Below are 9,324 nucleotides of genomic sequence, written 5' to 3'. Positions count from 1 at the left end.
TACGTTATATCATAACATTTAAATGTGTTCAGCTTTCTCCCCATCCGAGCCCTTCAGTACATGACCGGTTCGTATAAGGAAGCGCTGCTGCCAGCCAAAGCAATTGGTCGAATAGCCGGTGAACGGGCGGTGAATGTGCGTTACTGGTGAAGCCATCGCATTGGCGATGGCCCCAGGGACTCAGCTGATCATGCGCTTGTCTGCTTTCATTCTTGCCAACATCGAACCCATTGTTCAGGAGTGGGAAAATTTCGCCCGAACCCTGAGCACCGCGGCCACCCCCTTGAACGCTGAAACCTTGCGGGACCACGCCGAACTGATGCTGCGCACCATCGCTACCGACCTGGACACCGAGCAAAGCCAACGCCAGCAGCGGGACAAGTCACGGGGCCACGGCCCCCTGCAGGAAGGTACCGCGGCACAGTCCCACGCCATCACCCGCTTGGTGGCCGGCTTTACCATCGACCAGGTGGCCGCTGAATTCCGCTCGCTGCGCGCCAGCGTGGTCAGTCACTGGATGGCGCACATCCAGGCCGGCGGGGCTTTTGATGTGCAGGACCTGATTCGCTTCAACGAAGCCATCGACCAGGCGCTGGCGGAGTCCATCGGCAGTTACACCACTGCGGTGCAAGCCTCGCGCACTATCTTCCTGGGCATTCTGGGCCACGACCTGAGGGCCCCCTTGAGTGCGATTCTGCTGGGGGCGGACGTGTTGCTGCGCACGGATGACCTTGGCGCGCGCGCCACCAAGATCGCGTCGAAGATCTATGCCAGCGTGAAACGCGCCAGCCAGATCGTCGGTGACCTGCTGGACTTCACCCGCTCGCAGTTGGGCCCTGGCATACCTGTGACCAGGACTCACGTGGACCTCGCACCCGTGTGTACCCGCATCGTGGATGAAGCCCGCACCATCTACCCGGAAGCGACCATTGTGTTCAGCGTTACCGGGTCGGCCTATGGACTGTTTGACGGCCCGCGCCTTGAGCAGGTGTTTTCCAACCTGATCGGCAACGCCGTGCAGCATGGCGAGCACCGTTCCCAAGTGACCGTGCACATCGACGGTGGTGGTGATGAAGTCATGTTCAGCGTGCACAATACCGGGCAGCCGATACCCGCTGAGGTCCTGCCACTTATCTTCAACCCCATGGGCCGCTATTCAACCCATGGCGCGGTGGAGCAGGGCCCCCATGCCAGCCTGGGGCTGGGGCTGTTCATTGCCGCGCAGATCGTGGGCGGCCATGAGGGACGTATCGACGTGTATTCGGATGCCGAGTCGGGGACCCGGTTTCTGGTGCATCTGCCCAGGTAGGTGCACAGCGTCGGTCACACCCCCCGCCGGGTCACAGGTCCAGCACCAGTACCGCTGAACGCGCCCGCGAGCAGCACGGTGTGAACTGGTCGTTGGCGGCCTGTTCCGCTTCGGTGAGAAACAGGTCACGGTGCTCAGGCACACCCTCCAGCACCCGGGTCAGGCAGGTGCCGCACACACCTTGCTCGCAAGACACGGGAATTTCTACCCCATGGCTTTCCAGCACCTGTACCACGGTCTTGTCCGCCGGGATCTGGAATGCCTGGCCGCTGCTGGCCAGCCGAACGGCGAAGCTGCCGTCGCCCGCGGTGTCTTGCGGCGCGGCGGCGAAGTATTCGCGGTGCAACTGGGCGTCGGACCAGCCTTGGGCCCTGGCGCTGTCCAACACATGCTGCATGAACCCGCCAGGCCCACACACGTACAGGTGCTGGCCAGGCTGAGGGTTGGCCAGTACCCGCGCCGCGTCGAGGGCCGAACTCGGCTCTTCATCGAAGTGCAGGTGTACCTGGGCTGCGAACGGCGAAGCCTCCAGCCGTTGGACAAACGCGGCGCGCTCGCGGGAACGTGCGCAGTAATGCAGCTCGAATTCGCCACCGCTCTGGGCCAGGTGTTCGGCCATGCTGAGGATCGGGGTGATGCCGATGCCACCTGCGAACAGCACACTGCGCCGGGCATCCGGTACCAGGCCGAAGAGGTTGCGGGGTTCGCTGATCATCAGCCGGGCGCCGCGCTGTACCTGGCCGTGGAGGGCCTGCGAGCCGCCCCGCGAGGCGCTGTCCTTGAGCACGCCGATCACATAGCGGTGGCGCTCCTCGGGGTGGTTGCACAGTGAGTATTGGCGCACCAGCCCGCCGGGCAGGTGCACGTCGATATGGGCGCCAGCGCTGAACGCTGGCAGCGGCTGACCCTGAGCGCAGGTCAGCTCGTAGCTGCAGATGTCCAGGGCTTCGTCATTACGGGATGTCACCACGACTTCAATCATGTCGCACCTTCACATGACGGCCACCGTGGGGTGGCCGTGTCCAAGAGGAAAGAAAAGCGTTACTGGGCGCTGGCGATCAGGTCGGTGGCCGGCGCGCGTTCAGCGGCGATCAGCCGTTCCAGCACTTTGCGCGACTGCACACCCCCGGCGTCGATATTGAGCTTGAGCAGGTTGCGCTGGGGGTTGGCCAGCAGGTTGTGCTGCTGTCGCTCGAGCATCTCCAGGTCTTCGCTGAAGATCTTGCCCTGGCCTTCGCGGATGCTGGCGGTCAGTGCCTGGTCCTTTGGGTTGAAGTTGCGCGCCATGCCCCAGAAATACCAGATGGAGGTATCGGTTTCCGGGGTGATGAAGTCCACCACGATGCTCGACGCCTTGTGCTGGGCGTCAGCGTGGTAGCCGCCTTTGCCGGCATGGGCCACGCCGACCTCGATCAGCACATGGCTGGGCGGGGTGAAACGGCAGATCTGCCAGCGGTCCACCGGGACGTCATCGGCCAGGTCATTGCCCCGCAGGGCCATCTGCCAGAAGGGCGGCGGCATGATGTTTTCCATGTGCCGGGCAGTCACCACTTCGTCGCCGTGCACGGTGGTGACGGGCGGCGCTTCATCGATTTCCTTCTGGCCGATGCTGGAAGCGTGCACGTAGGTTTCGTGGGTCAGGTCCATGAGGTTGTCGATCATCAGGCGGTAGTCGCAACCGATGTGGAACAGCCCGCCGCCGTACGCCCATTCATCGCTGACGGCCCATTCCAGGTGGTGGATCAGGGCAGGGTCGGCCTTGTCCTGCTCGCCCGGCCATACCCAGATGAAGCCGTAGCGCTCCACCACGGCATAGGTCTTGTTGCACGGAAAGCCGCGCACGCGCTGGCCGGGCATGGACTGCACCTTGCCGTCCGCGCCCATGGCCAAGCCGTGATAGCCGCAGACCAGTTGGCCGTCCTCGACATAGCCCAGCGACAGCGGCGCACCGCGGTGCGGGCAGAAGTTTTCGACCGCGGCGACACGGCCTTCGGCACCGCGGTAGAAGGCGATCTGTTCGCCGCAGATTTGCCGGCCCAGGGGTTTTTCAGCGATCTCATCAGGGGTGCAGGCAACGTACCAGGTGTTCTTCGGGTACATGGTGGTTCTCCATTGTGTTTGTTCTTATGGATCCATAAGGCATCAAAAATCGCCTTCACGTCAATATTTATTGATTTTTATGATGTCTATGGATCCATCGATAGCAATGGCCTTGGGCGTTTGTACCCGGCGCGAGGGCGCGGTTTCGTGCAGGCCAAGCCCCGGCACCGCACAGCCGGCTTTCTCTTTCGCCTCAACGTCCTTCCCATCCCCCTGAAGCCATTGCGCAGACATCCCGCTGCGCAAATTGCGGGCGCCAGCTCGGGGAGGGAATTCGTCGAGGTTGAAGAACGCTGAGGTCGCCAGGTTGATCTCCCTGGACAGCAGGCGAAACGGCATGAACGGGTCGCCGCCGCCCATGCAACCTGTTTATTCAAGATGTTGACTTATAATCCAGTATAATGGATATTCCCGAATCCCCCTTCCACGGCACCTCCCATGGACATCAACACCCGTATCGCGACCCGCCTCAGTACCCTGCGCAAATCCCGGCAGTTGTCCCTTGAGGCCCTGGCGGAGAAATGCGCCGTCAGCCGCTCGATGATTTCACTGATCGAACGCGGCCAGAGCAGCCCCACCGCGGTGGTCCTGGAAAAACTGGCCACCGGCCTGGGCGTGCCTCTGGCGGCGTTGTTCGAGGCGCCGGCCCAGGAGCCCGGGCACTTGCTGCGGGCAAGCGATCAACTGCAATGGCGCGACCCGCAGTCGGGTTATATCCGCCGCAACGTCTCACCCAGCGGTGCGCAGTCCGCTGTTCAGGTGGTCGAGGTGCACTTCCCGGCGGGTGCATCGGTGGCCTATGAAACGTCTTCGCGCGACGCTCGGGTCGACCAACAGGTATGGATGCTGGCGGGGCGCATGGACATTCATGTCGGCGAGCAGGCCTATGCACTCGAGATCGGCGATTGCCTGGCCTTTCAGCTGGACCGCCCCATCCGCTTTCACAACCCGCACGATGAACCGGCTCGCTATGCCGTGATCATCGTCACCGATGCTTACCGCTAAGGACAGTCAACCATGCACATCAAGCGCCTCACCCAACTCGACGACGCCCTCTGCACCCAACTCGCCGATATCCTTGTCGACTGTGTCGAAGGCGGCGCTTCGGTGAGCTTCATGCTGCCCCTGTCACCCGCCCGTGCGCAGGCCTTCTGGCAAGGCTTGCGCGCCAGTATCGAGGCGGGCGAACGGGTGCTGCTGGTGGCTCAGGATGAACAAGGACAACTGCTGGGCACCGTGCAATTGGTACTGGCCCAGCCTGAGAACCAACCCCACCGCGCCGATATCGCCAAATTGCTGGTGCACCGCCGCGGCCGTCGGCTAGGTGCAGGGCGTGCCCTGATGGAAGCGGCCGAACGGGAAGCGGCTGAGGCGGGCAAGAGCGTGCTGGTCCTGGACACCGCCTCGGGCGATGCCGAGCGCCTCTACCAGCGGCTGGGCTGGCAGGCGGCCGGGCAGATTCCGGCGTATGCGCTATGGCCGGCGGGCGGGTTGTGCGCGACCACGGTGTTCTACAAGTTCGTGGGAGGCTTTCAGTAACCCGTGGTATCAGCCCTCGGCAGGGGTCACTGTTCCCGGGCGTCCTTGAGCGTGTGGTCAACCGCCACCAGCCCGGTATGGCTTTTCTGGTACCGTGCGTGGGGATGCTCGAATCAGGCGGCAACAAGGGAGTGCCAGGATGACGAAGAAATTCATGATGAACCACGAATGCCCGTCGCCCGCCGCGGCGCTGGCCATTGCCGAAGCCGTTCTGCGCACTCGTTACCCCGACGCCTCTTTTGCGTTCGTGGCCGGTTCGATCATGCGGGGGCAGGGCACATACCTTTCGGATATCGACCTTGTGGTCGTATACGCCCATCTGCAAGCAGCACGCCGCGAATCATTCGTGGTCCAGGGGGTGCCGGTGGAGGCGTTCGTTCATGACCTGCGGACGCTGGCGTGGTTCGTCGATGCCGACGTTGACCGTGGGCGGCCCAGCCTGCTCAATATGGTTGCCGAGGGGGTCGCCATTGGGGAGGCCGCGCAGCAGGCCGAGCCATTGCGCCGCGAGGTGGTACAACGGCTGGCCGATGGGCCGTCGCCCATGACGTCAGCAGCCTTGAACCTGCTGCGCTACGAAATCACCGACGCGGTGGACGACCTGCGCGGCCAGCGGTCGGACGCCGAGAAGATGGCCATCGGCGCCATGCTGCACCCCAGGCTGGTAGAGGTGGCGTTGCGTGGCCGGGGCCGGTGGTATGGCACCGGCAAATGGGCACCGCGGCTTTTGGCGCAGATAGATCCGGCGCTGGCGGAGCGTTTTGACCGCGCGTTCCGAGGGTTGTTTGTGTCGGGGGCCGCAGCGCCCGTCATTCAATTGGCCGAGGAGGAATTGGCGCCCCATGGTGGTTTGCTGTTCGATGGCGACTGCCGCGTCGCACCAGTCGAGTGGCGAACCTGACAGGGCCTGTTGCCCCGTTCTGCCTGTAGCGTGAGCATAAGGCACACCGCGCCTGCCGCCCGCGCGGCCTCACGGCTGCTACACGCCTTGCGCAGCGTCCGGGCTTGGCTTGGCGACCCCCAGCCCACGCAGCAACAGGTCGGTCAGGAACCGCGAATACTGCTGCGCCAGTGCTTCATCGCTGCTATCGGTGAAGAGCACATTGAACAAGGGTTGGGCCGTGGCGAAGAACGTGCAGGCCCCGACCAGCGCAACGTGCAGCATCCGCGCGTCTATTTCCGGCATGCCGGGAACGGGCGGCCTGGCCTGCAGCAGCGCCTCGCTCAGGGCCACACCGCGCTGAGCGATGGTGTCCAGCGCTTCGCCGGTCTGCGGGTCCTGGCCCTGGTAAATCTCGCGCAGCACCAGTTGCACGAAATGCGGGTTTTGCCGGCCGATGTCGATGATCAGGCGAATGCGCCGGTAGAGCATCTTCTCGACGTCCTGACCATCCTCGGGTGCCTGGCTGCCCAGTTGCGTCACGTCCAGCAGTTGCAGGGTGGCGGCGCGCAGCAGACCGTCCTTGCCGCCGAAGTAATAGCGGATCAGCGCGGGGTCGACGTTTACCTGGCGGGCGATGTCCTGCAAGGTCAGGTCGGTGGGCGAGCAGGTGCGCAACAGGCCCAGGGTGGCGTCGATCAGCCCTTCGCGGCCAATGGCGACCTTGTGGGCGGGGCGCCCGCGTTTTTTCTTTTCGGTTGGAATATCCATGGCCAGGGATCATACCCTGAGGAAACACCAATTTGGGTAGGCCGGTGACAATTTGCTGCACCCTGGTGCAGCCGGTTGAACACGCCCCCGTGTTTCGTTAGTGGCACAGGTTAACCCATTGAATTTCAACGTCTTTCAATTAATTCCTTTTTAAAGGAATTAATGGCATTCAATCTGCATTGCCTCTCTTCATCTACCAGAGGAGAGCAGCAACCATGAAGATTGCCATCATCGGCGCCGGTATCGGCGGGTTATCCGCCGCCATCGCCCTGCAGCGTGCCGGCCACCCCGTCACTGTGTATGAACAGGCACAGGGTTTCCTGCGCGTGGGCGCCGACATCAACCTCACGCCCAATGCCGTGCGCGCCCTGGATGGGTTGGGCGTGGGCGCCGCCGTGCGCGAACCGGCGGCGCGGCCCAGCCACCGCATCAGCCGGCTGTGGGACAGCGGTGAAGAGACCTCACGCCTGGCCATGGGCGACACCGCCGAACAGCGTTATGGCGCGCCGCAACTGACCATTCACCGCGCCGACCTGCTGGCGGCCCTGGCCGGGGCCTTCCCCCTTGAGCAGGTACGGTTCGCCAAGCGCTGCGAGTCCATCACCCAGGACGAAACCGGGGCCACCTTGACGTTCGTGGACGGCACCCGCGCCCAGGCTGACCTGGTGATCGGCGCCGACGGCATCCACTCTGCCGTGCGCACCACGATGTTTGGTACCGAGCAGCCACGTTTCACTGGCGTCGTGGCCTACCGTGCCGTGGTCCCGGCGCACAAGGTGGCCCATGTGCCGGACCTGCAGGCCTTTACCAAATGGTGGGGCCCCAACCCGCACAGCCAGATCGTGACCTTCCCGCTGAACCGTGGCCGCGACATCTTCATTTTCGCCACCACCGCCCAGGACAGCTGGCACCTGGAAAGCTGGACCACCCGCGCCAGTGTCAGCGAGCTGCAGAGCCCTTACGCCGCCTTCCACCCTGACGCCGTGGCGCTGCTGCACGCCTGCGATGAAGTGCTCAAGACCGCCCTCTATGAGCGCGATCCGCTACCGCGCTGGACCGAAGGGCGCCTGACCCTGCTGGGTGACGCCTGCCACCCGATGATGCCGTTCATGGCCCAGGGCGCGGGTCAAGCCATCGAAGACGCCGTGGTGCTGGCCCGTGCCTTGAGCCTGCCCGGGCTTGAGCTGCGTGCGGCCTTGCAGGTTTACGAAGACGCGCGTCTGGCGCGCACCAGTCAGATCCAGATTGGTTCGCGCGGCAACCAGTGGCTCAAGGGCGCCGGCAGTGCCGACTGGGTCTATGGCTATGACGCCTGGACCGTTGCCCTGGGATGAACCAGAGGCCGTTGCTCATACCGCCTGATAACCCGAGGAACCTGAGATGCTCAGCGAAGAAAAGAACCGCACACTGACCCAGGTGGGCCCCGGTACCCCCATGGGCGATTACCTGCGCCGTTACTGGCAACCCATCGCCGGCGAAAGCGAGTTCGATGACAAGCCCATCAAGACCCTGACCCTGATGGGCGAGGACCTGGTCCTGTACAAGGACCTTGGCGGCACCTTTGGCCTGATGGACCGCCGTTGCCCCCACCGCAACGCCGACATGTCCTACGGTTACGTGGAACAGTCGGGCCTGCGTTGCAGCTACCATGGCTGGCAGTTCGACCAGAAGGGTGGCTGCCTGCACCAACCCTATGAAGACACCTGCGACCCCACCGGCCGCATGCGCGCCAAGACAAGCATCAAGGCGTACCCGGTGGTCGCCAAGGCCGGCCTGCTGTGGGCCTACCTGGGCCCGCTGCCAGCGCCGCAGTTGCCCGATTGGGAACTGTTCAACTACAAGAACGGCTTCGCCCAGGTTGTCTGTGCCGAGATCCCGTGCAACTGGTTCCAGTGCCAGGAGAACTCCATCGACCCCGTGCATTTCGAATGGACCCACAACAACTGGACGCTGCGCCAGCAAAGCGATGACGTCGACTACGTGCCCACTCACCTGCAACTGGCCTTCGACGAATTCGACCATGGTTTTGTTTATCGGCGCCTGCGCGAGGGCGAGGCCAGCGACGATGTGATGTGGAATGTGGGCCGTGTGACGCTGTGGCCCAACGGGTTTTACCTGGGCCACCATTTCGAATGGCGGGTGCCCATCGACGACCATCGCACCCTGAGCATCCTGTGGGTATTCAGCCGTGTTCCTACTGAGCAGGAGCCGTATGTGCAGGAGAAGATCCCGACCTGGTACGGGCCCATCAAGGACCCGGTCACCGGCCGCTGGATCACCAGCCACGTGGCCAACCAGGATTTCGTGGTGTGGGTGGGGCAGGGCGAGATCACCGACCGGACGCGCGAGCACCTGGGGCAGAGCGACCGGGGCATCGTGATGATGCGCCGACGCTTTTTCGAGGAGCTCGATGCCTTGCGCGAAGACCCTGCGCATATCCCCAAGGGCCTGATCCTTGACCCGGAAAAGAACCGTGATGTGTACCTGCCGTCGGCGTGTCGCGATGAGCTCATCCAGGGGTTGCCCCGGGAGCAGTTGGCCGCGCATCCGTTGCTGGGGCCGTACCTGAAGGACTTCTTCGGGCAGGCAGGGCAGCCGCCTCAGGTGCGTGCGGCCTATGAGGAGGCGGTGGGCCAGAAAATGAGCGGGGCGCAGTTCTTTGCCGTGCATGGCAGTCGGCGCTAGGGCTTGCAGCGGCAAGGTTTCGCTCCCGCTTCGCCCGGTC

General features: G+C 63.7%; 10 protein-coding genes. 6 read left to right on the top strand and 4 right to left on the bottom strand.

The features are described from left to right. Positions 1 to 190: 190 nt before the first annotated feature. Positions 191 to 1,309, top strand: coding sequence for a sensor histidine kinase (locus QBK88_RS27695; RefSeq protein WP_277964557.1), 1,119 nt, complete (start codon positions 191 to 193; stop codon positions 1,307 to 1,309). 31 nt (positions 1,310 to 1,340) lie between these two features. On the opposite strand, the gene QBK88_RS27690 is transcribed toward QBK88_RS27695, so the two are convergent. Genes QBK88_RS27690 through QBK88_RS27680 form a run of 3 tightly spaced genes read right to left on the bottom strand, consistent with a single transcriptional unit; the run spans position 1,341 to position 3,769 of the window. Further along, entirely contained in the window at positions 1,341 to 2,291 is a 951-nt protein-coding gene (locus tag QBK88_RS27690) for a PDR/VanB family oxidoreductase (RefSeq protein WP_277964556.1), read from the bottom strand. A gap of 59 nt (positions 2,292 to 2,350) precedes the next feature. Then, complete coding sequence (locus QBK88_RS27685; protein WP_277964555.1) at positions 2,351 to 3,409, bottom strand: aromatic ring-hydroxylating oxygenase subunit alpha; 1,059 nt, start codon at positions 3,407 to 3,409, stop codon at positions 2,351 to 2,353. A 60-nt stretch (positions 3,410 to 3,469) separates the two neighbouring features. Beyond that, a complete protein-coding gene (locus tag QBK88_RS27680) occupies positions 3,470 to 3,769 on the bottom strand; it encodes a hypothetical protein (RefSeq protein WP_277964554.1) in 300 nt (99 codons plus the stop codon). A gap of 78 nt (positions 3,770 to 3,847) precedes the next feature. Here QBK88_RS27680 and QBK88_RS27675 point away from each other — a divergent pair, with 78 nt between their 5' ends. From QBK88_RS27675 to QBK88_RS27665, 3 genes are all read left to right on the top strand, one after another. Continuing rightward, the gene (locus QBK88_RS27675) at positions 3,848 to 4,414 is read left to right on the top strand and encodes an XRE family transcriptional regulator (protein WP_277964553.1); all 567 of its coding nucleotides are present in this window, start codon (positions 3,848 to 3,850) and stop codon (positions 4,412 to 4,414) included. A gap of 12 nt (positions 4,415 to 4,426) precedes the next feature. Next, positions 4,427 to 4,948, top strand: coding sequence for a GNAT family N-acetyltransferase (locus QBK88_RS27670; protein ID WP_277964552.1), 522 nt, complete (start codon positions 4,427 to 4,429; stop codon positions 4,946 to 4,948). Between the two features lie 139 nt (positions 4,949 to 5,087). Further along, a complete protein-coding gene (locus QBK88_RS27665; RefSeq protein ID WP_277964551.1) occupies positions 5,088 to 5,849 on the top strand; it encodes a hypothetical protein in 762 nt (253 codons plus the stop codon). Between the two features lie 78 nt (positions 5,850 to 5,927). On the opposite strand, the gene QBK88_RS27660 is transcribed toward QBK88_RS27665, so the two are convergent. Then, on the bottom strand, positions 5,928 to 6,599 hold the full coding sequence (locus QBK88_RS27660; RefSeq protein ID WP_277964550.1) for a TetR/AcrR family transcriptional regulator: 672 nt from the start codon (positions 6,597 to 6,599) through the stop codon (positions 5,928 to 5,930). A gap of 215 nt (positions 6,600 to 6,814) precedes the next feature. Here QBK88_RS27660 and QBK88_RS27655 point away from each other — a divergent pair, with 215 nt between their 5' ends. Together QBK88_RS27655 and QBK88_RS27650 are read left to right on the top strand one after the other, a co-directional pair. Beyond that, a complete protein-coding gene (locus tag QBK88_RS27655; protein ID WP_277964549.1) occupies positions 6,815 to 7,933 on the top strand; it encodes an FAD-dependent monooxygenase in 1,119 nt (372 codons plus the stop codon). A gap of 46 nt (positions 7,934 to 7,979) precedes the next feature. Beyond that, a complete protein-coding gene (locus QBK88_RS27650; RefSeq protein ID WP_277964548.1) occupies positions 7,980 to 9,284 on the top strand; it encodes an aromatic ring-hydroxylating dioxygenase subunit alpha in 1,305 nt (434 codons plus the stop codon). The last annotated feature ends 40 nt before the right edge of the window (positions 9,285 to 9,324 follow it).

The sequence above is a fragment of the Pseudomonas sp. RIT-To-2 genome (assembly GCF_029623465.1).
Classification (GTDB): domain Bacteria; phylum Pseudomonadota; class Gammaproteobacteria; order Pseudomonadales; family Pseudomonadaceae; genus Aquipseudomonas; species Aquipseudomonas silvicola.
The sequence above is the reverse complement of the archived record's forward strand: the minus strand, read 5'-3'. Positions and strand labels throughout refer to the sequence as shown.

Coding starts and splice junctions, on each gene's coding strand:
- QBK88_RS27655 (WP_277964549.1), top strand. CDS start 6,815: ATGAAGATTGCCATCATCGGCGCCGGTATCGGCGGGTTATCCGCCGCC.
- QBK88_RS27695 (WP_277964557.1), top strand. CDS start 191: ATGCGCTTGTCTGCTTTCATTCTTGCCAACATCGAACCCATTGTTCAG.
- QBK88_RS27675 (WP_277964553.1), top strand. CDS start 3,848: ATGGACATCAACACCCGTATCGCGACCCGCCTCAGTACCCTGCGCAAA.
- QBK88_RS27660 (WP_277964550.1), bottom strand. CDS start 6,599: ATGGATATTCCAACCGAAAAGAAAAAACGCGGGCGCCCCGCCCACAAG.
- QBK88_RS27680 (WP_277964554.1), bottom strand. CDS start 3,769: ATGGGCGGCGGCGACCCGTTCATGCCGTTTCGCCTGCTGTCCAGGGAG.
- QBK88_RS27665 (WP_277964551.1), top strand. CDS start 5,088: ATGACGAAGAAATTCATGATGAACCACGAATGCCCGTCGCCCGCCGCG.
- QBK88_RS27685 (WP_277964555.1), bottom strand. CDS start 3,409: ATGTACCCGAAGAACACCTGGTACGTTGCCTGCACCCCTGATGAGATC.
- QBK88_RS27690 (WP_277964556.1), bottom strand. CDS start 2,291: ATGATTGAAGTCGTGGTGACATCCCGTAATGACGAAGCCCTGGACATC.
- QBK88_RS27650 (WP_277964548.1), top strand. CDS start 7,980: ATGCTCAGCGAAGAAAAGAACCGCACACTGACCCAGGTGGGCCCCGGT.
- QBK88_RS27670 (WP_277964552.1), top strand. CDS start 4,427: ATGCACATCAAGCGCCTCACCCAACTCGACGACGCCCTCTGCACCCAA.